The organism is Photobacterium sp. DA100 (assembly GCF_029223585.1).
In the GTDB taxonomy this organism is placed as follows: domain Bacteria; phylum Pseudomonadota; class Gammaproteobacteria; order Enterobacterales; family Vibrionaceae; genus Photobacterium.
The window spans coordinates 1,469,786-1,493,826 of sequence record NZ_CP119424.1 but is presented as its reverse complement, the minus strand read 5'-3'; the positions used below and the strand labels follow the sequence as shown (position 1 = coordinate 1,493,826).

Here is a 24,041-nt window from a genome sequence, read left to right as displayed (position 1 = left end):
AAAACGCCAGAATAGGCATCTTAAAGTGAAATAGTGTCTATCGAGATGGTACAATTACTTTTATAACAACAGGTTAAGGAGGCTATTGCTATCCTTTTGTTACAGAGATACTTAACTTATGGCACATAGTGACCAAGAATCTGACATTTTAGAGCGTCTAAATGATGCCCCGACCGTACGTGGTTTTTTTATCACCTCTGTAGAGGTGTTTGATGAGGCGGTTGAAAGTTTGATCCAGCGTATTTTCCGCAAAGATGATTTTGCGGTGAAGTCAGTTGTCGAGCCGTTATTGAGCCAATCGGGCCCGCTCGGCGAGCTTTCGGTACGCTTAAAGTTGCTATTTGGCTTGGGCGTGGTCGACGATGATGTGTACCACGACATCGAAGCGATTATCAGACTACGTGACTTTTTGAATAAAGAGGGTAAAGAGTACAGCTTTACTGAGCCTGCGATACTAGAGCCGGTTAAACAATTACACATGGTACAGAAAATGGGGGTGGTGTTGCTGGATGTTGCCCCGCCCGATGATGAGACTGACATTACTTTCTATCAGATGCAGCTTGCCAGGCAGGAGCAAGTGATCAAATCCGCTATGGCATTGGCTGTATCTGGTATATGCGGCGAGCTAGATAAAGAGAGCCCTTTCTAATTGTTCTGTTTTCCTGACGTTAACCCTAACTTTTAGCCTGTTTTACTTTTCATTTTTACACTCTGTGCAGATAATGAGATCCAAGATGAAGCTAAAACGGGTTAGTAGTGGATAAAAGAAAACGTGTAACGATAGCCGATATTGCCAAACTGGCAGGGGTCTCCAAAACAACTGCAAGTATGGTGCTTAATGGCAGGGCATCGACTTTTCGGATCAAAGATGAGACTCGCGAACGGGTCTTGGCGGTGGCAAAAGAGCAAAATTACTCGCCGAATGTTCACGCTAAATCTCTGCAAGCTAAACGTTCCGATGCGATTGGCTTGGTAATACCGGATCTCACCAACTTTGGCTTTGCCTCAATTTCTCGAGAGCTGGAACGGTTATGCCGTGAAGCGGGGTTGCAGCTATTTATTGCCTGCTCCGAGGATAATCCCGATATCGAACAGCAAGTTGTAGAAGGGTTGGTCAAGCGTCAGGTTGACGGGTTGATCGTTGCATCGAGCAAGACCGATGATGAGTACTACCAAAACCTGACCAAACAGATCCCTGTATTGCAACTCGATCGCCATATTGGACAGTCATCCCTGCCTATGGTGATCACCGACGCTGCAAAAGTGACTGCCGAATTGATCTGTAAAACGGCTGAGTCGGTCGAAGAGTTTTACTATTTTGGTGGTCAATTAGAATTATCACCCAGCCGCCACCGTATAGCAGGCTTCAAATTGGGGTTGAATAGGGCGGGTTTGGATCTGGATGAAAGTTGGATTCGCCATCGCGACTATCAAACCGAGTCAGGCTATATGTTGATGGAGCAACTCCACAAAGAGCTTGGCCGTCTGCCTCAGGCACTGTTTACTGCCTCCTACACCCTTCTTGAGGGGGTGCTTCGCTACCTGAATGAACATAACCTATTAAACGCATTGTTAAACAAAGAGATGCGACTGGTGACCTTCGATAACCACGATCTTCTGGATTGCCTTCCACTGAACATCGATTCAATTGCCCAGAATAGTGAAGAATTAGCGAAACGAAGCTTTCAGTTGATCCAGCTATTGATGTCCAGCCAGAATGTCAGCCCGACGGCTTTTGCGTTGGATGCGAAGATCCGCTGGCGTAGTTAATTACACACTTTTGAACCTATTCATATTAAGGGCTGCTTCGCAGCCTTTTCTATACCCGTCCCATTAAATAATTCCCCCATAGGAATACTTTGCGATCTGAACATGTGTAAATGAAGACATATAGGCGGATCACACTTTTGCATAAAATGTCATTGCGATCACAAAGCTAAACGGTTTTAGCATCTTTTTCTCGATCTGCTAAAACAGTTTAGCAATAATCACCACGAACACAATGATTAGCATATATAACAATTATCCGGAGTATATTTATGAAACGCAGTGGTCTATTTAAACTGTCCCTCGCGGCTTTAGCGGTAGCAACGTCTTTTACTGCAACTGCAGGGATCAGCATCGTTGATAATGAGCAAGGCAATTTCTCTATCGGCGGTGATGTCGAGTTTGATTTCAACTACCAAGATAACGACAAAGCCGATCAGCTAAACCGTGGCAAGGATTCCAACTACAACCAAACCGGTCGTGTCCTCGTTGAATTTGCTGGTGAGCGCAAGACTGAAAGTGGTCACTACCTAGCCATCAAAGCCCAGCCTTTGATGGATTCAAACGGCGAAGTAAACCTTGATGATGCCTACTTCTCGTTCGGTAAACAGGGGGGCTGGGATCTTCGCATGGGGCGTTTCGAAGCCTATGATATGTTCCCTGTCGGTCAGGATACGTTCTTGGAATATTCAGGTGACACTGCCAATGATCTGTACCGTGATGGCGCAGGTTATGTTTACCAGATGAAAGAAGCCCGTGGCCGTGCAACATCAGCAGGTCAGTTAATGTACAGCCAGAGCTTCGATAACCTTTATATTGAGCTTGCAAGTGTGATCGGTGAGCGTGCGGACCTGTTTGGCACAAATACCTCTGATGAAAAAGTGACATACCATGGTCGTGAAGTTGAGTCGAACAAAGATGCGATTGTATTACGTCCGGTTGTCGCTTATCAGATGGGTGATTTCCGCATCGCCGGTGCCATTGAAGCGAACCTGGTTAAAGACGCGGTAATTGATAGCGAAGGTAATGATGTTAGCGACCGTATCGGTTATGGCTTAACTGCGAACTATACACTTAATGATCTTTCAGTAAATGCTAACGTTGCTTACCTTGATGCGCTTAATGAAAAAGATACTTCGGTAGGCCTTAACGTATTGTGGAAGGGTTTCGGTATTGGTTATGTATACGGTGTGAATGAGTTCGATGCGAAATCGGGTTTCTATGATGGCAAAGTGAAAATTGACACTTTCTACGCATCGTATGAGTTTGCCAATGTATTGGATGTGGAAGACTTCTCCATTTACCTCGGTGCGTTCCACACCAGCTTGAATGAAGAAGGCACACGTTTGAATGATGGTGCAATGTTCAGTGAGCTAGACGACAAAGGTGCTCGTGTACGCTTCAAGTACTTCTTCTAATTGATACCTGACTAACCGTTATTTCTTGTTCATTTCGATCTTTTGGCAACAGCTGTCGCTGTTGCCACTTCGATTCGGGAAGTGAGGCTCACTTCCCGCTTTTTTCGGTTATTACCACCAAGCCTCAAATTGCACACCGACGTTAAACTCTGAGTCCACCGTTGAGACAATGTTGTTGTCGTCAATGCTGTCGATGTTCGAGAAGTAGGTCCCGTATAGACGGATTTCAGGGCGGGCAAAGAAGTCTTCACCGGCATTCCAGGCCTGGGCGATAGTGAATTTTTGGCCAGAAAGATCTTTGCCGCTGGTATCCTGATTGTTGAAGTAACCGGCCTCGAAAATGGTTTTGTGGTGTTTGTCCCAGCTGTAGACGGGACGAACCACCGCAGAAAAGTAAGTTAGGTCGTCATTTTGGTTGGCTTCGATATCATCGATGGTTGATGACCACAGTAGTTGGTGACCTAGCTCGATGTTATCGGTCAAGTTCACTACCCCCCAGTTGATCAAACGGTAAGCGCTGCCGCCGCTTTCAGTGTTGGCATGATAGGTGGTGCCAGCACCGAATGTTGATAATTCTGTGGCATAGCCTTCAGTACCATACTGGATAACCGTTTTGTTAAAGCCGCTGTTTAGGTTTTGGGTTAGCTGGGCTGTCGCCATCACACCGTTTTTACTGTCTTTTGCCGCTTGGGAGGCATTATCAGAGGGGTTTGTAATGGCGTAGTTGATGCCTAGTTCCAAATCGGCATTATTCCAAAGAGCGATGCCGGCATAACGCATATCGATAACATTGACGTTCAGTCCTTCACCGCGGTTACCGATGTCCTCCACCATATTGTCGTCATTGCGGATCACCGCGAATGAGAAGCGGCCATCACCCAGCTCCAGATTTTCAATACCGGCACCGGCACCAGAGGTATTCCAGTAGTAGAAATCAGTAATATGAATATCATGACGCTGGTAGTAGCGTTTACCGGCCCAAAGGGTTGCTTCTGGCGCAAAGTTCAAAATACCGGTTGCCTGCACGTTCAGCTGACGGAAATCGATAAAGCCGTTTTCCTCGTCATCTTTGAGCGACTCGAAAATGTTGGAGCCGTCACTTCCGACAGCCAGCATAGAATCAAAGTAAAAACGGGCACCGTTTTCGTTGTAGATTTCTTTGCCAAGACCAAATTCAGCAAAGGTATCCGCCTCGTTACCCAAGCGACCCAGTTGCTGTTTGTTGAATTCAACATTTTGGCCATTGTCACCACTAATACCGATGCCTGAGCGGGCATAACCATGGAAGACAAAGCTGTCATCGGCGAAAGCTGTTGGGGTAAGCAGAGACACAGAAAACGCCAGTGCGGTAAGGTTCATTTTCATCATTTTTCATCCCTTTAATGGAAATGTGTTGATCATACGTATTAGATTTATTTGAATGGGAATGTTCCCATTTGTGGTGGCAGATGATGGCAGGGAAGGGTGGTTGCGTAAATGGGAATGTTCCCACTGCGTGAGTCGGTTCACATTCTCTTTACACAAGCGACAGGGGGATTTTAGGGGGAAGTTATTAAAATATGTTTAATATCAGATATATGAGATGGGAGGGCTTCATTGAGGTGGTAAATCCCGACGATGCCGGTTTGCGGGGAGTGGGTCTCTGGCAAGGGCACAATGTCGAATTGAGCAAAGTAGTCAGCCATATTGTTGGTATAGGGCATGATGGCTTTAGAGTTGGCGAGGAAATCCAGGCTAGCACTGAGCGAATTGATTTCGTAGCTGATTCTCTCACCGAGTTTTTTCCTTTCCTTCTCTTGTTGTTTGGGCTGCGGGTTTTCAATCAGGTGTTGATAATTGTCCTGATCTGGGGTGACTTGCAGCAGAGGGTAAATGTCATAGTCTTTTTTGATATCACTGTTGATAAGAAGGGGGTGTGAGCGATGGACGAACTGCGCTTCTTGATCTTGCAAAATCGGTGAAAATTGTACATTGCAGCGGCGAGACAGGCCTTGAATCTCATGACCAATAAAGAGGTCGATATGGCCATGGATAAGCATGTCCATCAGCTTGAGGTGATTGCCAAATTCAAGCTGGATTGAAATACCGGGGTGCTGGTTGCAATAGGAGTGCAGCGCATCTTTAACAAAGACTTCCCACCAGGCATCACCGGTGCCCATTTTGATTTTTTCGGTTTTTCGGGCTTTGAGATCGGCAAGTTTGTCTAGCATAGCGTCATGACGGCGGCTTAGATCTTGAACCTGTTCTTGGAAAAGTTTGCCATATTCGGTGAGATCGACCCCCTTGGAACGGCGCGTGAAGAGGGAAACCCCTAAGTTATGCTCTAACTTTTTCATGTTATTGGTCAGTGTAGGTTGGCTTAGGTTTAGCTGCTGGGCGGCCGAGCTGATGTTACCCAGTTCAGCAATGGCGAGAAATTGGCGGTAGTGCTTGTCCATCGATAAAAACCAGTGAAATTATCTTTGCAAGCAGTCTCACACTTTTTGAAATTGATCACAAAGAAAAAGGAATCGAACTTGTGATCTCTGTCGGTAATATTCTCTGTGGTATAGGAAAAAGCTATATCACTTGGGTGCTGGTGTATTTTTCATAATAAAGGGATCGTCATAAGATATCGGCAACTTTGATTTCGTACTTAGAATACAACTTAGATGATTGTGCTCCTTTGGAGCACGTCTATTGAGGGTTTGCCATGAACATGACGCCTAAATGGTGGCACGATGCCGTCGTATACCAGATCTACCCGCGCAGCTTCTGCGACAGTAACAATGATGGCATGGGGGATCTTCAGGGAATTATCAGCAAGCTGGATTACCTGAAAACCTTGGGTGTGAATGTCCTGTGGTTGTCGCCGGTGTATAAATCGCCAATGGATGACAATGGCTATGATATTTCTGACTATCAGGATATCGCTCCGGAATTTGGCACCATGGAGGACATGGACAAATTGCTCGCGGAAGCTAAAAAGCGTGACATCCGAATTATCATGGATTTGGTGGTGAACCATACTTCCGATGAGCATCCTTGGTTTGTCGAAGCCCGTAAATCGAAAGACAATCCTTATCGAGACTACTACGTTTGGCGTCAACCTGCCGAAGACGGCGGTGTACCGGATGAAATGGGCTCTGTATTTGGCGGCAGCGGCTGGGAATTCGATGAGCAGACCGGTGAGTACTTCCTGCATATTTTCTCCAAGCGTCAGCCGGACTTGAATTGGGAAAACCCGAAGGTCCAAGAAGAAGTCCATAAGATGATGAACTGGTGGATCGATAAGGGGATCGGTGGTTTCCGTTTAGATGTTATCGACCTTATTGGTAAGGAAATCGACAAGAAAATCACCGGCAACGGCCCACGCCTGCACCCGCTTATCCAGCAGATGAACCGCGCCACATTCGGTGATAAAGATCTTCTGACTGTGGGTGAAACTTGGGATGCGACACCTGAGATTGCCAAACTGTACAGCGATCCGGCTCGCGAAGAATTTTCGATGGTGTTCCAATTCGAGCACATTAGCCTGACCTGGAAGCATGGAGATAAGTGGCAGCCAATCCCGCTGGATCTCCCAACCTTCAAGAAGGTATTGACCAAATGGCAAGTAGAACTGGCTGACGAAGGCTGGAACTCCTTGTTCTGGAATAATCATGATTTACCTCGCGTGGTATCGAAATACGGCTGTGATGGCCAGTACCGAGTTGAATCGGCCAAAATGTTGGCGACAACGCTGCATATGATGAAAGGCACACCTTACATTTACCAAGGTGAAGAGATCGGCATGACCAATGTCGCCTTTGACAGTATTGACGAATACCGAGATATCGAGACGCTGAACTTCTACAAAGAGCGTACCGAAAATGGTGTGGCACCAGAAACTATGTTGGCAGCGGTTCATGAGAACAGCCGCGATAACGGTCGTACACCGATGCAGTGGAACGACAGCACTAACGGTGGCTTCTCGTCTGTTGCGCCTTGGATCAAGGTGAATCCGAACTACCCTGAGGTGAATGTCAGTGCAGCACTGGATGACCAAAATTCCGTGTTCTATCACTACCAGAAGTTGATTGAGTTGCGTAAGTCGATGCCTGTCATTGTATATGGCGAGTTTGAGCCTGTGTTTGAAGAGCATGAAAAGGTCTTTGGCTATGTTCGCTCGGATGCTCAACAGCGCTTGTTTGTGCTCAACAACTTTACCTCGGATGCGATCACCTTGGATTTGCCCGACCATCTGCAAGCAGAGCAGGTCGAATGTGTGATCGCAAACTATGAATACCCTCAAGCACTGCCAGCATCGATATCGCTTAAACCGTATGAGTCTTTTGCTGTCTTGCTACCTGAAAGTCGTTAACTGACGTTAATTGTCATTATTGTTAGGCTTGGCTCTATTTCTTGATTGAAATAGAGCCCTTTTTATTTATAGCCTCTGCGTAGTTATTCAGCGGTGAGGCTGTGTACTTGTGTGGTTGCAAATTTATGCATTATAAAATCAAAGATAATCAGGTTGAGTTCGTATTTCCCATCAAACGAGAAAGTTTATATTTGAAAGGGACATTTACAAATTGGCAGGTTGAAGAGGCTTTCCGGTTTGAAAATAGAAAAAATGGCTGTCGGTTGATAAAAAACCTTGATGAGGTAAATAAAATCGGCAATTCAGGTTTTATTGAATATGTCATTTGGGATGATGAAATTCAGTCTCCAATAGAAATAGCCCCCCTTCAAGCGGGGCATTATTTCAATAATCAGTGTAATGGAGGTTTTAACCAATTATTGTTTTTAGACACCCCCTCGCAGCGTCAGTTGCAAGAGATATCTGAGGCATCAGAGCAATCTTTCCTGATAAAAAACCAAATAGAGCATTTCACTTCAAGCTCCCAATTAGCCAATTTTCGTGCTGTAACCGGTGGCCAACTCAAACCAGGTTGGCTCTATCGCAGCTACCATCCAGTGATGCCGTCAAGAAGCAACCATACTGAATTAAAAGTGATTGAGCCCCTCCGTCAAGCCGCTGCGATGTCCCTTATCGAAGAACGCCGAATTGAAAGCGTGGTTAATTTATCGGACAGCGAGCAGGCTCTTGCTCATTTCATGCCGTCGGCACGGGATAGCTACTACAAACGCTGCTGGTTGCAGGGGCATGTCCATAGCGTGCCGGTTGCTTACGAGACCGTGTATTTCATGTCGGACCGCAATGAGGCATTAAATGATGACGAGCTCGGCTTTGAAGATGGTATCCGGTGCCTGATTGAGACTCTTGCCCGTAGTCAGGGGCCATATCTAATTCATTGCAGGCTGGGCTCAGACCGAACGGGGGTGATGTGCGCCTTCTTGCAGCTGATGGCGGGTGCGTCCAAAAAGGAAATCGCTGACAATTATCTTATGACAAATCAGCTGGGCATTGGTGAGTATCGTAGTTTCAGGCTGCTGGAAAGAGCCTTGACCGCTGCGCTTGGAGAAGCGTGTTTTTCTGATGGGGGGGGGGCAACGACCATGTACATGAAACGCCTGAAGATATCGGATAGATGTATCGAACAGGCGAGGGCAAATCTGTTGTGCTGATATGTCTCAGCCCGAACTCATTGTTGGTGAGGTCGGGCTGGAGTGATTGATAACCGGAATTAAGCCCGGTACAAAATCGTCAGCGATTGTGCGCCTTGCATGTACGTCGTTTGTACCTGCCGGGCCCCAAGTGTTGCTTCGGAAGTATCACAAATCACCTGCCACTTGCCGCCTTCAGGCAGGCGGTAGCGGGTTGGGATCGTTGAGCTGTTGATTAAGAACAGCAGCTCTTTTCCTGCATCAAATAAGCCAAGGTATAGCGAAAAGGCGTCCAGCCCATGCCAGTCTTCGGCATTCATCGGCTGGCCGTCAGAGCGGTTCCAATGGATACGATGGTGGCCTCGGTTAGGCCCGCTGAAGGCCCGAATGAAAGGCGACATATAGGTCTTGCGCCGTTCAAGCATGATGGCCAGCCATTGGCTGAATTCTGATTTATCCCTGCATGGCGTCCAATCCGCCCAGCTGATCTCATTGTCCTGGCAATAGGCATTGTTATTCCCTCCCTGGGTATGGGACAGGGCATCGACAGCGAGAATATGAGGGATCCCGAAGCTAAATAGCAGGGTAGTCATTAAATTGCGTTTTTGCCGCTCTCGGCGGCTCAGTACGGCATAGTTAGTGGTTTCCCCTTCAAAGCCTTGGTTGTTCGAGCGGTTGTCGCCATGGCCGTCACGGTTGTTTTCACCGTTGGCGTGGTTGTGCTTCTCGTTGTAAGAAACCAGATCCTGCAACGTAAACCCATCATGGTAAGACACAAAGTTCACCGGTAGCTTATCAGGCCATTTACCGGCACTGAACAGGTCACGCGAGCCCATAAATCGGGTAGCAAATTCTTTGACATTGTTTTCGCGGCACAGCCAGTAGCTTTTTACCGTGTCGCGGAACTTGTCGTTGCATTCATTCCAGCCGCGAGGGAAATAGCCAAGCTGATAGCCGTCAGGTCCAATATCCCACGGTTCGGCGATGAGCTTCACCCGTTGCAGGACGGGGTCTTGACCTATTGCCTTAAAGAAGGCGCTCTGGGTATTGAACCGGTCACCATTGCGGCCAAGAGTGGCGGCTAAATCAAACCGGAAGCCGTCAATCTGGTAATGGGTGACCCAGTGGCGCAGGGTATCCAGAACCATATTCAAGCTCGGCTGGTAGGTGAGATCAAAGCTGTTTCCGCAGCCGGTATGGTTCTTGTAACTCTTGTGAGAGTCCAGTAGGTAGTATTTCTTATCCAGGCATTTGAAGTGGAATTTTGGGCCCCCCTCACCGCCTTCCGCGGTATGGTTGAAGACGATATCCATGATAACTTCGATGCCATGGCGGTGCAGCTCCCGGACCATGGTCTTCATTTCTGTGACCGGATCGTCGGTGGCATAGCGCGGTTCTGGGGCCATAAAGCATAGGCTGTTGTAGCCCCAGTAGTTGACTTTGTCCATTTTCAGCAAATGGGGCTCAGACATGCAGGATGTCACGGGAAGCAGCTGTAAGCTGGTGACACCTTGCTCTTTGAAGTAGTTGATCATGTCTGGCTGGCACAAGCCTAAGTAGGTACCCTGATACTTTTCTTCGATCTGAGGGTGCTGTTTGGTAAAGCCTTTTACGTGCGTTTCGAAAATAACGGTTTCTTCAAGGGGGACTTGTGGCAGAGTCGTGCCATCCCAGTCGAAGCTGTGGTCTACCACTACCGATTTGGCAAAATGCCAGCTTCTATCGGCAGTAAAGGGTTCAATATAATAAGGGACTTTATTTAGGGCTTGGGCATAAGGGTCTAATATTAGGCGGTATTCGTTTTTGTCTTTTATTTGGTAACCGTATACCTGCCCCTTATTAATACCTTTGACGAAGGTGTAATGTATATCTAAGTGTTTATTCTCTAATTCAATGAAGGTTCTTTTATTGTTGCTATCAAATAAAACCAGTTGGATTTCTTTGTTTTCTGGGCAATGAATAGAAAAATTACAACCCTGATCACATAATGTAGCCCCTAGTGGATATGGCTGAGCTAATTTAGCGAACATCCTGTACATCTCTTTGCTAATTTTACACATCTATAGTGCTATTTAAGCGGGAAAATTAAATCAGTCAAGAGAAGTTTTTTTTTCTTAAAAATTTAAAAAAAATTCAGTTACCGATAATTTCAATATTATTGAATAAAAGTGACTGGCTTCTTGTTTTTATGGCTTGAGGTGTAATTTTCTTTCAGTTTTACGCCTATCCTTCGTGAGGCTTATCACGGATCGCCTCTCCACCCCATTTCCTACGCCCCTCTCATCCTCCCTCCTCCTCCCGGCGTCGGGAGGATGTAGAAAACTGTATCAAGGCTGAATATGAGTCCCGAAAAGATTGCTAGATAGCAGTCACGATAAAATATAAGAAGGGACATTCCTATGAAACACAAGTTAGTACCTGTAGCAGCGGCATTACTTACCGCGCTAGCTTCACACAATGTAGCCGCTGAATCTGCCACTGACATCTTGACTGACGGCTGGGAAGTACATGGTTACGGTTCTATGAACTTCCGTTTCAACGAAGATCTACAGTCATTTGATTCAGAGTTGGGCAAGCCTGATTACCGCACGGCTGGTACATCTGGTAAAAGTGCTAACCAGATTGAGTTCGTTCTGAAGAAACACACGGAATTTGCAAACGGCGTTTACAGTGATTTCGTTACTCGTACTGAATATGGTAACGGCGACTCTTTCTACTACACATCTTCAGGTGCCGAGAAAACCAATACTGTTGCTCAACTAGAAGTGAAAGAAGCATATGTAGCACTTGGTAACCTTCCTTACTTGGGTGATGGTACTGAGATTTGGGCTGGTCGTCGCTTCCTGAACCGTGCTGCTGGTATCCTTTCTGGTGAGTTCTGGAAACAGTCATCAGGTATGGGTGCAGGTTTTGAAACTAACTTGAGCTCAGGCCACAAAACAGGCTTTGCGGTAGTTGCTGCTGACCCTGAAGCGGGCTTTGAAGATCGCCCTAATGATGGCGAGCGTACAACCGTTACTTCTTTTGACCTTTACTACTACGGTGTTAAAGCCCTGGGCGGTAGCTTTGACTTTGATGCTAAGTTCATGACTCGCGCCGATGAAAAACTACCTCGCGTAGACTCTGCAGACGATGGTTTCGGTGTGTCGGTAACCTATAACCGTGACTACTACGGCTTCGATGGTTGGAGCCAGACTGCAATCGCATACGGTGAAGGCCTAGGCTCTAACCGTGGTGTGAACTTCGGTGGTTGGAGCGGTGATTGGCTAGAAGATTCTAAGTCTCTGTTCATTACCTCTTACGGTGTACTAAACATCAACAACAACTGGCAGCTAGGTACAGAATTCACCTACTGGGCGCCAGAGAACATGGACTGGGGCGCAACAGGCAATGCTACTGACGAAGTAACTCGTTACATCTTCGCTGCACGCCCAACTTACAAAGTGAACGATAACTTCCGCTGGGAATTCACAGGTTCTTACGCTGTTGAAGAAGTTAACGGTGGTCAGTGGGGCCGTAAAGACAAGGCAACTGATTTCTACACCCTTGAAGCGGCATCTGTTTTCACTGTTAACGCTGACTACTTCGGTCGTCCACAAATCAAGCCATACGTTACTTGGGTTGGTACTAACGATGAAGCAGCAGCTGGTGCAATCGGCATCACTGAAGCTGGTGAGAAAGATCAGTTCGTCTTCGGCGTACACGCTGAAATCTGGTTCTAAATCACATTTTTATCAAGGCAGCCCCCGGGCTGCCTTTTTCTGGTATATCTCTTTGCTTTTTTAAGTAAATTGACAAGAGCAAATAGATATACCCACTCAACATCTGGGTATCGGAGATATAGATGAATATTATAAAAACGACATTAGCAGCACTATTAGCGGCATCACTAGTAGGCTGTGCGACTTCCCCTTCAACAGAAACCATTAAAGACGTCGCTGTGACACAGCAGGCTTGCTGTGAAGGTTTCAGCCAGTTTTCATGGATACCGATGAATGGCGACAGCATTGATTTTGTGGTTGATCAGTATTCGCAAATTGGTAACTTTGCCGAAGGTAAAAGTTACTTTGCTGGTTTTGTGCTACCGGAAAACGTTGAGCGTATGCGGGTTGACCTAAAGAGCTGGATGCGCTCGACAGGTGTCTTTGCCCCCAAAGTGCTCCTGCTGAGCCCAACATTTGAAGTGGTTGAATCCATTGAACTGAATGAATTTGAGATCAAGTCATCGGATATGTTCCGTCTGTCTCGATATGAGAAGCGCTTTGAAATGAGCCAGACGACGGCACCTTATATGGTGGTATATTCACCGCTTGAGTACCGCGAGGGTGAAATTCAGATCCCACATCCGGAAAGGGTTCGGGCTGAAGAGCTAGGCTTGGCACGCCCGATGGTAACGGATCCGGTGATCCAGCACCAGAAATTTGGTTCGCTAGAACTAGATTTAAAACCAATTAACTTGCGTTCCTATCGTGCATCGGAAGCTCCTGCTGTACCAGTTGTTGCCCAACCGACAACAACTGTGACACAAGCTAAAGTAGCACCAGTGGCAGCTACTACCACAGTGTCGTCAGTAGCTTCCTCATCTACAGCAGCAATGTTACCGGAAAGCGAGGCTTTCTATAACAGCCAAATTAAGGCCGCAGTAGAAAGCAATGACATGAAAAAAGCCCTGACTTTGATGGAAGAGGCCAAGCGTGCTGGTTCAAGTACGGCTGAAGCAACCTTCCTGGAGTTGATCAAAAAGTAAGGGTGCAGTTTTAACCATACCCACCAGAGCAAGGTGTTATTCGAATCCTCATTTTGCAGCATATTGGGTATATCGGGCAGGCATTCGTCTGCCCGTTCTCTTATCTATACTCAAAAATCTTGATGATTTTTGGTGACCATTCTATTTGCTTGTATTGAGTTATTTTCATGACAGATTTTACGCATTCATCTCGTACTCAACAGACGACGGGTAAGAAAAACAAAGAAGTGGTTTACCAGGTATTCACTCGTTTGTTTGGTAATACCAACGCCACCAATAAGCCTTGGGGCACGCTGGAAGAAAACGGTGTGGGCAAGTTTGCCGATTTCACCGACAAGGCACTGAGCGAAATCAAGGCACTGGGTGTGACCCACATTTGGTATACCGGGGTGCCGCACCATGCCTTGGTGCGTGATTACACCGCCTACGGTATCGGCAATGATCATCCCAGTGTGGTCAAAGGTCGCGCGGGATCACCGTATGCCGTCAAGGATTACTACAATGTGAACCCAGATCTGGCTCTTGATCCGGCTAACCGGCTTGAAGAGTTCAGAGCACTTATCGAACGCTCGCACAGACACGGCTTGAAGGTGATTATTGATATTGTCCCTAACCATGTGGCAAGGCGTTACCGGAGTCTGACAAACCCTGACGGTGTGGAGGATTTCGGTGCCTCAGATGACACCAGTGTGGCTTATCACAAACATAACAACTTCTATTACATTCCGGGCGAGCGCTTTACGGTTCCGGTCGCAAAAGACGGATACTTGCCTTTAGGGGGGGAGTCGCATCCTTCGCTGGCAACGCCTTTTGAAGAAACACCGGCCAAGTGGACAGGTAACGGCTCGCGTTTGGCCCAGCCGGAGTTCGATGACTGGTATGAAACCGTCAAGGTCAACTATGGCATCCGCCCTGACGGCAGTAAGGATTTCGACGAGCTGCCTGCCGGTTTCGACACCCAAGGCCACGCCGCGCATTTTGCCTTCTGGCAGGATAAAGAGGTGCCGGATTCCTGGATTAAGTTCCGTGATGTCGCGCTCTACTGGCTGGCTATGGGGGTAGACGGTTTCCGCTATGACATGGCCGAGATGGTGCCGGTTGAGTTCTGGAGTTATATGAACTCAGCCATTAAACAGGAAAACCCGGAAGCCTTTTTGATGGCGGAAGTGTATCAACCAGATCTGTACCGTGACTACATTCACCTTGGCAAAATGGATTATCTGTACGATAAGGTCGACTTGTACGATACCCTGAAGTTGGTGATGCAGGGCAAGGGCTCGACAGATGCCATCGTGGGGGTTCAAGAGCAGCTGATGGACATTGAGCATCATATGCTCCACTTCCTGGACAACCACGATGAACAGCGGGTAGCCAGTCCGGAATTTGCGGGTGATGCCAACAAAGGCAAACCAGCCATGCTGGTATCCACCTTGCTGAGTACGTCACCGACTATGATCTATTTTGGTCAGGAGGTTGGTGAAGCCGGCGCCGAAGATGCGGGGTTTGGTTTGGCGTCCCGTACCTCGATTTTTGATTATTTCGGCGTACCTCATCATCAACGCTGGATGAACCATGGTGAGTTTGATGGCGGTCAGTTGACAGAAGAAGAACGCGGATTGCGTGATTTCTACCAGCGGCTGATGAATTTTTCGCTCAGCTGCCCCGCATTGATGGGACATTACTGTGAGCTGCATACCCACAACCGCCAGCATGGGGCTGGTTACGATGACCAGTTGTTTGCCTTCAGCCGTTTTGATGATAGTGAGCGGCTAGTCATGCTGGCGAATTTTGGCGATGCCAAAGGCGAGGTGACATTGTCACTGCCAGAGTCGCTGCTAGGGCAGTGGCAGATTGCGGACGGCGAGTATGAGCTGGAAGAGCAACTCTATCATGCGGCTAACGCGCTGCTGGTGGTGGAAAATGGCCTCGGCAGTATAAAATTGGATGTGCGGGCGCTCGATTGCTTTGCTTTCTCACTAGCTAACTAGCAGCAAGCCTTGCGCTGCTGTAAAGCGAATAAAAGGTCACAGTCATGTGGCCTTTTTTTAAGCTGTTACTCTTCATTCAACAAAAAAATCAAATATTGCTCACAAATTGCGTTAACGTTTGGTTACATCAATTTTAGTAATAATTTCAATTTGTCAGCAAACATTAGCCTTTAAGCAATTGCCTGCATGGTATAATTTGGGTTACCAGATTGTTGTTTATTTATGTTGTAGGGAGAAGTCTATTGAGCACAGAATTAATTTTGTTAGGGATGGCGATGTTGATTGCCATCGGGATCCTACTTCACCACCCATCAAAAACCCTGGGCCTGCCTTCGCTGCTTATTTTCATCGGCGTTGGGTTATTGTTTGGTAATGGTGAGCTTAATTTTGTTTATGACGATTTGGCATTAACGTCATTCATCGGCTCGTTAGCCCTGAATGTCATTGTTTTTGTGGGGGGCCTGAACACCTCTAAAGCCAGCATACAAGTGGCTTATAAAGAGGGTGGGGTGCTTTCCACCATCGGGGTACTGTTCACCACCTTCATTTTCGGTGGGCTACTTTACTACATCACTGATTTTAATATTTTAACCTGCCTGTTATTTGCCGCGGTGGTCTCGTCTACTGACGCAGCGGCGGTATTCTCTATTCTTGAATCGAAGAAGCTCAAACTAAAAGAATCGACCGATACTATCTTGGAGTTTGAGTCAGCGACCAATGATCCGGTGGCGTTGCTGCTGGTCGCTATTCTGACCGAAATGTTAGTGAATACTAATCAGCAGGTCAGTGGGCTTTCAATAGGTATCGAACTTGTCCAGCAAATCATCGTTGGACTTGGTGCTGGTTATCTGATTGGTTGGAGTTGCGTTTGGTTGCTTAACAAAATCAAACTTGAAGAATACGGTTTGATCCCTGTGTTTATTCTTGCCTGCTTCTTTATTGCCGCTTATGGCAGCGACATGTTAGGCGGTAATATCCTGGTGTCGTCTTATGTCGCGGGTGTGTTTATTGGTAATGAACTCAAACGCGGGCGGGAGGTGAGTAAGCACTTCTTTAACAGCTTATCGTGGCTTGCCCAAGCGTTGATGTTTATTATTCTTGGCTTGCAGTTCTTCCCGAAAGAGCTATTCGCTGATATGTGGTCCGCTATTATTCCGGCGATCGCGCTGATTTTCATTGCCAGACCACTAGCTGTTTTCCTGAGCTACCTGCCGTTTAGGAAAGTATCGTTTAAGAAGAAGTTCTTTATCTCGGCTATCGGGTTGAAAGGGGCAACGCCAATTGTATTTGCCCTGATCCCAGCATCTGCGGGTGTAGCGGGCTCGCAAGAAATGGTGCATATGGTGTTCTTCATTGTCCTGATCTCCGTTGTCCTGCAGGGGTGGGCCATTGAGCCCCTGTCTAACAAATTGGGGCTGGTGGATAAATAACGTTTGTTATTTTGTAAACCGGGCGGTGGAGGAGTTGTTCCCTTCACCGCCTTTTTGTTTGTTGCTGATTGAGGGCAGCAAAGAGGAGGATACTTAATAGCTACAAAATGTGTTCAGATTCACAGACTTGAATCAAGTTTAGGGGGGGCGTAGGCCGGGGGAGGATGCTCATCGCAGATGGGGGGAGGAAAATGCTTGGGTCGAATAAAAATAACTTGGAAGTTACTATGAAACGTGTAATGAAATCGTTCGCTCTGTGCTCTCTGACCGCTGCGCTTGCATTTCCGATGGCGGCGTCTGCCATGCAGGAAGGTGAAATTCTTATTTGGATCAATGGCGACAAAGGTTATGAAGGCCTTGCCGAAGTCGGTCGCCAGTTTGAAGAAGACACAGGGGTGAAAGTTAACGTTCAATACCCTGAATCACTGGAAGCCAAGTTCCAGCAAGTGGCTCCAACAGGCGGCGGCCCTGACATTATCTTTTGGGCACATGACCGTTTCGGTGGTTATGCCAAATCTGGCCTGCTGACCGAAATCAAACCGTCGCAAGCGTTCAAAGACAAGCTGGTTGATTTCAGTTGGGATGCGGTAACTTATGAAGGTAAGCTAGTCGGCTACCCAATTGCATTGGAATCGCCTTCGCTGATTTACAACAAAGACCTACTTCCTGAGCCTCCTAAGACATGGGAAGAGTTGTACGAGATCGAAAAACAAATGGCTGCCAAAGGCAAGAAAGCCATTATGTGGGATGTGAAGAATGCTTACTTCACTTGGCCAATGATCTCTGCCAACGGCGGTTATGCATTCAAGAAGACCGAGACAGGCTTTGACGGTAAGCAAATCGGCATCAACAACGAAGCCGGTGTTGCTGGTCTGAGCTTCTTGGTTGACCTTTCTAAGAAAGGTGTTGTGTCAGCAGATATGGATTACGCCGTGTCCGAGTCTGAATTCAACAAGGGTAACGTGGCAATGACCATCAACGGCCCATGGTCTTGGGGTAACCTAGAAAAATCAAAGATCAACTACGGCGTTGCGGTATTCCCGACACTGAATGGCGGTAAGTCTAACCCATTCGTTGGTGTATTGAGTGCGGGGATCAACTCTGCCAGCCCTAACACGGACCTTGCCGTTGAATTCCTGGAAAACTACCTGATCACTGACGAAGGTTTGGCGAAAGTCAATAACGACAAGCCATTGGGTGCGGTGACGCTGAAGTCTTTCCAGCAGGAGCTTTCTAAGGACAGCCGTATTGCCGCGACAATGACCAATGCGGAAAACGGCGAAATCATGCCGAACATCCCTGAGATGACGGCATACTGGTTTGCTGAAGGTGCGGCTATCGAGAATGCCCTTCTAGGTCGTCAGACGGTTCAGGAAGCATTGGATACAGCGGCTTCTCAGATCCGTTAATTCAACTAAATCAAGTATATGTCTGGCAACAGATAGACATCCACATCATGCGCAGCTCTCTTCGTAGAGTCTGCGCATTTTTGTACTTAACGACTACCCAAGGAATACACGTGAGCACGATTGAACAGGCGCCTTTTACAGAGCCGTTGTATGTTAAAGGGACATTCAATGGTTGGGGTGACGATACACCAATGAACTATATTGGTGACGGTTGTTACCAGGCTGTAGTTTGCTTTTCAGCCGATCTTCATAACTTCAAAATATCCGATCAACAAGGCACTGAGGCATTTAGCTTTGCTGCGGATAAATACAAAGCAGTTGCCTGTGAGTTGAAACAACCACAGACATTGATCCCTGCTAAGGGGATCGGCAACGATCTTACCTTCATGGCACCGGATACCGGTTTGTACACGATTTCAGTTAGGGTGTCGGACGACAAAGTTGAAATGGTGATTGAAGCTGGGGGCGAAAACCTCGATAGCGAGCCGAACCGGGCATTGTTTGACGCGGGCTTTTCGGTCGAGGCTGGCAGAGGAGATGTAACTGGCAAAGGAAACAAGGTGCTAAGCCCTGAACAATTGTTTAGTGAGCTTGCTATCAGTGTTGAGCAGAGCGCCCCGTTTGTGTTCGGTGACAATATCGACGGCTATTTTGATGGCGTGACCCACGGCTATGTCGCGGCGGGTAAGTACCGTCACAAGCAAGGCTGGTATCTTGGTGCAATGGCCTCGTTTGTCGATGGTGTGCTTAATGACAAAACCATAGCCGAAGAAGCTCGTATTTATCCTTATGGTGTTACCCACGGTTTTACAGGTGGTTCCGGTAATGACATAGAAGAAACTTTCATGTTGTTTTCCGGGCAAGACAGTCGCCAGCGCAGCGCTGCGATTACTGTTAAGTCGGCAGAGCCCGCTGTTTTATCAATAGCTCCCCAGCTTAACCTGGCGATGGACAGTTCATCGGTGAAAGCATTTGATGGTGGTGTGGTGTACGCACTGTCTGAAGAGCTGCGCCAGGCGGGTACGCCGTCGTTTATTGCGCTTTGTGCTAACAAGTCTTTCTCTTTTAGCGAAACGACTTTTGGTGAGACGCCAGCTCTCAAAAACAAGGTGCATTTGAGCGGCCATCATGTGAAGCCGTTACTGACGTCAACCGACCCACAAGCCGAGATGACCGTGTATCTGGCTTTTGCAGAAACGGAAGCAGAGGCGATTGCGCATGCGAGTTCACTGGTTAAACAGGATGGGGTGAGCATTCACTTGCAGCAGGTTTATGACATGCTGACTCACTCTTATGTTTGGACCTCTGATCGTGAATACAACCGTGCTTTGATGTGGGCTAAGGCGGCAGGCAAGGTATTTGTTTCAACCGAGTTTGGCAAAGGTATTTGGGCTGGCCTTCCTTGGTTCAAAGACTGCTGGGGGCGTGACTCCTTTATCGCCGTGCCGGGGATCACCCTGGTTAATGGTGACTTTGCCGATGCCAAGACCATCATTGATAACTTTGCGTCGATGCAGCTGGCCGATGAATCCAATGTGAATTTTGGTCGTATCCCTAACCGGGTAACCAGCCTAACCAACATCATCTACAACACTACGGATGGCACGCCGTGGATGGTCCGTGAGGTGTGGGATTACTTGCGTTACAGCGGTGACAAAGGCTATGCCAAGGCTATCTACCCTGTGGTTCAAACCTACATTGCCGGTATCGAGAAGCACTATCTGGATGAACACGGATTGATGACCCACCGTGACCCTGACACTTGGATGGATGCCAAGCTGGAAGGCAAGCTTCCTTGGTCGGCCCGCGGTACTCGAGCTAACGATATCCAGGCGCTTTGGTTCACCAGCCTATTGGTTGCCGTTGAACTGGCGAAGCTGACTGGTGATGAGCAGAGCGCTGAGCATTATCAGCAGATGGCTGAACGGGTGAGTGAAAGCTTCCAAAAGCTGTTCTGGGATCAAGAACAACAAAAACTGGCGGATCGCCTGTTTGCTGATGATCAGCGTGATCTTCAGGTGCGATCCAACCAGCTGATGACGGTAACCGTGCCTTTTGACAACGGGTTACTGGATAAGAACATCGGTGCCAAGGTGGTGAAGAATGCGGTCAGTGAGTTGTTGTTCCCGTGGGGCATCACGTCGCTGTCGCAATATGACCCGATTTTCCACCCGTACCATGCCAATCGCGATGAATACCATAAAGATGCCGCCTACCACAACGGGACAATCTGGGGCTGGAATGCCGGCTTTACGGTTTCAAGCCTGATCGAATATGGTTACGCGGATTTTGCCTATCAGCTAACCAAGAACCTTTCAGAGCAGATTTTGTATCTTGGTCATCGAGGGGCGATGAGCGAAAACCTAGATGCCTTTTTGAATCAAGAGGGCGGGTTAACCACAACCGGGACTTATGCCCAGGCTTGGTCGGTGTCGGAGTTTACCCGCAACGGTTATCAGGACTATATTGGCTTCAAGCCGGAGTTACTGGCAGACAAGGTAGTACTGGCTCCTTGTTTGCCATCGAGTTGGAAGCAGTTTGATGCCGAGCTTCGTTTCGGTGAATCGAATGCATTATCTGTTGGTTACCAGTTTACCGATCAAGGCTTGCAGCGTTTTGAGCTGGCTTATAAGGAGACTAGTTTTTCCCAAGCTGTGGCAGTGCAGCTTGACCTTCATTTGATGGCACAAGACAAGGCGAAGTACCAATTAGTACTCGTGCCCGATGAATTACCGGCAGTGATCGAGTTTGATCCTGCTGTTGCCTCAGTGGTTGTGAACGGTAAGCAACGCGATCTTGTGCAAATCCAACCAAGCTATGCTGCCGTTATTGGTGATCTAGCCTTTGCCAAGCCGGATCTCTCTTTGGCGTTCCCGGTACTACAGGGGCAGCATGTGCTGCAGCAGCAAGTCGAAAATGCAGATCTTGTACAGGCGACTGATTAAGGGAGCAGGTTTAAGTTCGCCCAGGGAGCAAAGGAAAGCGCTGCACGAATGCAGCGCTTTTTGTATGGTCGTCGGTCAGCTGGCTGAAGGAGCAGCATGATACTCACTCTGAGTCCATATAGGTACGTCCTTCAAGCGAGTAGGGCTCATTGTCATCGTACAGGTTACGTTGCCCCCTGAGCTTTTTCATCTTGGCTTCAAGGGCTCTGGCTTCTTGGTAATTACCCTCTTGGTAAGCAATGTGAAGGCGTTGTTCGATATCTTCGATCCGATCATGGCTGCTCATGTGATGATCCTCCATTTGAAAGTTGTACTTACTTGAGTAAGCCGTTATTCCCGCTCGCGGCTTAGCTTGGCTAAGAAGCAGTACAACCAACTTGTCGTTTCAGTTTTAGTGTAGGAGCGGTTCGACTCCTGTTCCACTTGCTACTGTCCTGAAAGTGTTTTGGATCAATCCAGATTGAATTTTTCTACCATAGTGAGAAATCGATTTGCCCAGGCACTTTCACTGTGGATACCGCCGTTATCTACGTCGAAATGGCATTTTAGCTGGCGAGATTTGCGGTTCAGAATGCCGGCAAATTCAACCGCTAACTCATGGTAGAGGGCCGGGAAACCATCGATAGCAGGATCGCTGGTTTCGTGGGTACCGATATCCATGTAGATCTCTATGGGGCGCTCAATGCAAGCTTGTTCAATGAATGACCTCATCTCTTTAGCTGCAAACCAGAAGGCAGGAGAGAACACGCCGGCCTTAGAGAAGGTGTCTTGATACCTTAATGCCGCATACAGGCTGATAAACCCGCCCATTGAGCTGCCGGCAATGATGGTTGATTCACGCGCTGGCAGGGTGCGGTAGTGACTATCGATATACGGCTTGAGGGTCTGGACGATAAAATCGCAGTACGCGTCGCCATCGCCACCCTGCGGCTCGATAGCTTGCTCCCAGTTGGCCAGAACTGCTGGTGGAGCAAATGTCCAAGGTGAGTATTCGTCACGGCGGCCTAGATGACCTCGCAGCTGGCTACAATCTATGGCTACCACGATAAAGCCTTTTGATTCTCCTTTGGCCTGAAGTTCATCCAGTTGTTCTGCAACTTGCCAGCTTGCGCCTGCTATACACAGTTCTGGCTCAAATACGTTCTGGCCATCATGCATATACATTACAGGGAACTGTTGTGAGCTTCTGTCATAGTTTGCCGGGAGGTATACACGAACATGGCGTTTGCGGCCGAGTTGGGGGATATGCATATTTTCATGGACGATCATCCTTGCGGGATCATAGTTTTTCTGGGTTGGGTCAAGAGGCATTGGTATGGCTACTCCGTAGGCGAGGCATAAAAAAAGCGCTGTTGGTTTAATCAACAGCGCTTGCTTTAGCCAAGAAACTTTAAGTTACTTGGTGAAAAGAGGGGAAACAGGTTTCTTTATACACCAGGCTCTTTGTAAAGGCGGCGGCAGGCTTTGCCATCGCTGTGGAACAGGTGACAGCGGTGCGCTGGGATATCGACTTTGAACGAATCGCCCGCATCAACGTCAATGGTATCTGGACGGCGGTAGATGAAGTCAGCATCCATGTGCTCAAGGCGCAGGTAAGCTTGGGTTTCATAACCCAGTTTTTCGACTACCTGTACAGTCCCCTCGATGGTTGCATCACCTTCACCTTCTGGTACCAAGTGCTCAGGGCGAACACCCAAAGACATGCGGTCGCCTTTGGTCACTGTGGTACCGTCTACAGGGATCCAGAATGCTTTGCCATTCGCCATTTGAACCATCACGCGCTCGTCTTCAACCTGCTCGATGAACACGCTCATGAAGTTCATCTTCGGTGAGCCGATGAAGCCGGCAACAAAGCGGTTTTGCGGGTAGTGGTACAATTCGAGAGGCTTACCAACCTGGGAGACATATCCACCATCAAGGACCACGATTTTCTGTGCCATGGTCATCGCTTCGATCTGATCGTGGGTAACGTAGATCATGGTGCAGCCCAGCTGCTTGTGAAGCTTGGCAATTTCGATACGCATCTGAACACGCAGCGCGGCATCTAGGTTAGATAGCGGTTCGTCGAGTAGGAAAACGTTAGGTTGTGACACCAAGGTACGGCCGATTGCTACACGCTGGCGCTGACCGCCCGATAGTGCCTTTGGCTTACGCTCAAGCAGATGGCCTAGCTGAAGGATATCTGCGGCGTGGTCAACACGGCGTTTGGTTTCTTCCTTGTCGGCCTTTGCTAGCTTCATGCCGAATGACATGTTGTCGAAAAGGTTCAGGTGAGGGTAAAGTGCGTAAGATTGGAATACCATGCCCACACCGCGCTCAGACGGTGGCACGTCATTCATGCGTTCTTCGCCGATGTACAAATCACCTGAAGTAATGTCTTCAAGGCCAGCGATACAACGTAGAAGTGTTGACTTACCACAGCCTGATGGACCTACGAAGACAACGAACTCACCTTCAGCAATATCGAGATCAACGTTTTTCGAAATCAGGTTATCTCCATATGCTTTACATACATTTCGTAAAGTAACACTCGCCATCGAGCCTATTCCTCTAAGTTGTTGTTGCCAGCAAGGCCTCATCTTATTCGGGTACAGCCTTGCGGGTAAAGAATTTTTCCGTGTAATTGAAGAAAAATCGGGTAGAGCGCGATTCACTAGGGAATCAGCGTCTACCCTGACAAAATCCAAATTATCTACTTCCCCAAGAAATAAAATGGTGCTGTCGTCTTTAAAAAGAGTGGTTAGTGCAAAAGCGCATTACCTAATAAAAAGAACAGTGTCTTCAACTACCCCGTGGGTATGGTTGTAT

At 47.8% G+C, this 24,041-nt stretch carries 17 protein-coding genes; 11 read left to right on the top strand and 6 right to left on the bottom strand.

Annotation, left to right across the window (positions count from 1 at the left end; genetic code table 11):
- Positions 1–118: 118 nt before the first annotated feature.
- From PTW35_RS24475 to PTW35_RS24465, 3 genes are all read left to right on the top strand, one after another.
- Positions 119–649 (top strand): MltR family transcriptional regulator, encoded by a 531-nt coding sequence (locus PTW35_RS24475; protein WP_281027856.1) that lies wholly within the window; start codon positions 119–121, stop codon positions 647–649.
- A gap of 107 nt (positions 650–756) precedes the next feature.
- Entirely contained in the window at positions 757–1,770 is a 1,014-nt protein-coding gene (locus tag PTW35_RS24470) for a LacI family DNA-binding transcriptional regulator (protein WP_281027855.1), read from the top strand.
- A gap of 269 nt (positions 1,771–2,039) precedes the next feature.
- Positions 2,040–3,185, top strand: coding sequence for a carbohydrate porin (locus PTW35_RS24465; RefSeq protein WP_281027854.1), 1,146 nt, complete (start codon positions 2,040–2,042; stop codon positions 3,183–3,185).
- Positions 3,186–3,296: 111 nt separating this feature from the next.
- Here PTW35_RS24465 and PTW35_RS24460 read toward each other — a convergent pair whose 3' ends face one another.
- Positions 3,297–4,553, bottom strand: coding sequence for a maltoporin (locus PTW35_RS24460; RefSeq protein WP_281027852.1), 1,257 nt, complete (start codon positions 4,551–4,553; stop codon positions 3,297–3,299).
- 170 nt (positions 4,554–4,723) lie between these two features.
- Entirely contained in the window at positions 4,724–5,623 is a 900-nt protein-coding gene (locus tag PTW35_RS24455) for a LysR family transcriptional regulator (protein ID WP_281027851.1), read from the bottom strand.
- A 260-nt stretch (positions 5,624–5,883) separates the two neighbouring features.
- Here PTW35_RS24455 and PTW35_RS24450 point away from each other — a divergent pair, with 260 nt between their 5' ends.
- Both PTW35_RS24450 and PTW35_RS24445 read left to right on the top strand, forming a co-directional pair.
- Positions 5,884–7,527, top strand: a complete 1,644-nt coding sequence (locus tag PTW35_RS24450) for an alpha-glucosidase (RefSeq protein ID WP_281029138.1) — start codon at positions 5,884–5,886, stop codon at positions 7,525–7,527.
- A gap of 125 nt (positions 7,528–7,652) precedes the next feature.
- The gene (locus tag PTW35_RS24445; protein WP_281027850.1) at positions 7,653–8,735 is read left to right on the top strand and encodes a tyrosine-protein phosphatase; all 1,083 of its coding nucleotides are present in this window, start codon (positions 7,653–7,655) and stop codon (positions 8,733–8,735) included.
- 59 nt (positions 8,736–8,794) lie between these two features.
- On the opposite strand, the gene glgX is transcribed toward PTW35_RS24445, so the two are convergent.
- Positions 8,795–10,744, bottom strand: coding sequence for a glycogen debranching protein GlgX (gene glgX, locus PTW35_RS24440; RefSeq protein ID WP_281027849.1), 1,950 nt, complete (start codon positions 10,742–10,744; stop codon positions 8,795–8,797).
- Between the two features lie 369 nt (positions 10,745–11,113).
- Between glgX and PTW35_RS24435 the strand changes: the two genes are divergently transcribed.
- The 6 genes from PTW35_RS24435 to PTW35_RS24410 all read left to right on the top strand — a co-directional run bounded on the left by PTW35_RS24435 (position 11,114) and on the right by PTW35_RS24410 (position 21,233).
- Entirely contained in the window at positions 11,114–12,436 is a 1,323-nt protein-coding gene (locus PTW35_RS24435; protein WP_044620746.1) for a carbohydrate porin, read from the top strand.
- 122 nt (positions 12,437–12,558) lie between these two features.
- Positions 12,559–13,461 (top strand): MalM family protein, encoded by a 903-nt coding sequence (locus tag PTW35_RS24430; protein ID WP_281027848.1) that lies wholly within the window; start codon positions 12,559–12,561, stop codon positions 13,459–13,461.
- 167 nt (positions 13,462–13,628) lie between these two features.
- Positions 13,629–15,449 carry an alpha-amylase family protein gene (locus tag PTW35_RS24425; RefSeq protein WP_281027847.1) on the top strand — a complete coding sequence of 607 codons (1,821 nt, stop codon included), beginning with the start codon at positions 13,629–13,631 and terminating at the stop codon, positions 15,447–15,449.
- 242 nt (positions 15,450–15,691) lie between these two features.
- A complete protein-coding gene (locus tag PTW35_RS24420) occupies positions 15,692–16,879 on the top strand; it encodes a potassium/proton antiporter (protein WP_281027846.1) in 1,188 nt (395 codons plus the stop codon).
- 227 nt (positions 16,880–17,106) lie between these two features.
- A complete protein-coding gene (gene malE, locus PTW35_RS24415) occupies positions 17,107–18,288 on the top strand; it encodes a maltose/maltodextrin ABC transporter substrate-binding protein MalE (protein WP_044620751.1) in 1,182 nt (393 codons plus the stop codon).
- A gap of 110 nt (positions 18,289–18,398) precedes the next feature.
- Positions 18,399–21,233: an amylo-alpha-1,6-glucosidase gene (locus PTW35_RS24410; protein WP_281027845.1), complete on the top strand. Its 2,835-nt coding sequence runs from the start codon at positions 18,399–18,401 to the stop codon at positions 21,231–21,233.
- A 103-nt stretch (positions 21,234–21,336) separates the two neighbouring features.
- Here PTW35_RS24410 and PTW35_RS24405 read toward each other — a convergent pair whose 3' ends face one another.
- The 3 genes from PTW35_RS24405 to malK form a co-directional block, all read right to left on the bottom strand.
- Positions 21,337–21,519, bottom strand: coding sequence for a hypothetical protein (locus PTW35_RS24405; RefSeq protein ID WP_044620753.1), 183 nt, complete (start codon positions 21,517–21,519; stop codon positions 21,337–21,339).
- Between the two features lie 164 nt (positions 21,520–21,683).
- Entirely contained in the window at positions 21,684–22,544 is an 861-nt protein-coding gene (locus PTW35_RS24400) for an alpha/beta hydrolase-fold protein (RefSeq protein WP_281027844.1), read from the bottom strand.
- 116 nt (positions 22,545–22,660) lie between these two features.
- Positions 22,661–23,770, bottom strand: coding sequence for a maltose/maltodextrin ABC transporter ATP-binding protein MalK (gene malK, locus PTW35_RS24395; RefSeq protein ID WP_281027843.1), 1,110 nt, complete (start codon positions 23,768–23,770; stop codon positions 22,661–22,663).
- Positions 23,771–24,041 lie beyond the last annotated feature (271 nt).

Excerpts from the sequence above, each read along its gene's own strand:
- PTW35_RS24400 (WP_281027844.1), bottom strand. The coding sequence starts at position 22,544 with ATGCCTCTTGACCCAACCCAGAAAAACTATGATCCCGCAAGGATGATC.
- PTW35_RS24455 (WP_281027851.1), bottom strand. The coding sequence starts at position 5,623 with ATGGACAAGCACTACCGCCAATTTCTCGCCATTGCTGAACTGGGTAAC.
- PTW35_RS24445 (WP_281027850.1), top strand. The coding sequence starts at position 7,653 with ATGCATTATAAAATCAAAGATAATCAGGTTGAGTTCGTATTTCCCATC.
- PTW35_RS24450 (WP_281029138.1), top strand. The coding sequence starts at position 5,884 with ATGACGCCTAAATGGTGGCACGATGCCGTCGTATACCAGATCTACCCG.
- PTW35_RS24405 (WP_044620753.1), bottom strand. The coding sequence starts at position 21,519 with ATGAGCAGCCATGATCGGATCGAAGATATCGAACAACGCCTTCACATT.
- PTW35_RS24430 (WP_281027848.1), top strand. The coding sequence starts at position 12,559 with ATGAATATTATAAAAACGACATTAGCAGCACTATTAGCGGCATCACTA.
- malE (WP_044620751.1), top strand. The coding sequence starts at position 17,107 with ATGAAACGTGTAATGAAATCGTTCGCTCTGTGCTCTCTGACCGCTGCG.
- PTW35_RS24475 (WP_281027856.1), top strand. The coding sequence starts at position 119 with ATGGCACATAGTGACCAAGAATCTGACATTTTAGAGCGTCTAAATGAT.
- PTW35_RS24465 (WP_281027854.1), top strand. The coding sequence starts at position 2,040 with ATGAAACGCAGTGGTCTATTTAAACTGTCCCTCGCGGCTTTAGCGGTA.
- malK (WP_281027843.1), bottom strand. The coding sequence starts at position 23,770 with ATGGCGAGTGTTACTTTACGAAATGTATGTAAAGCATATGGAGATAAC.
- PTW35_RS24460 (WP_281027852.1), bottom strand. The coding sequence starts at position 4,553 with ATGATGAAAATGAACCTTACCGCACTGGCGTTTTCTGTGTCTCTGCTT.
- PTW35_RS24435 (WP_044620746.1), top strand. The coding sequence starts at position 11,114 with ATGAAACACAAGTTAGTACCTGTAGCAGCGGCATTACTTACCGCGCTA.
- glgX (WP_281027849.1), bottom strand. The coding sequence starts at position 10,744 with ATGTTCGCTAAATTAGCTCAGCCATATCCACTAGGGGCTACATTATGT.
- PTW35_RS24425 (WP_281027847.1), top strand. The coding sequence starts at position 13,629 with ATGACAGATTTTACGCATTCATCTCGTACTCAACAGACGACGGGTAAG.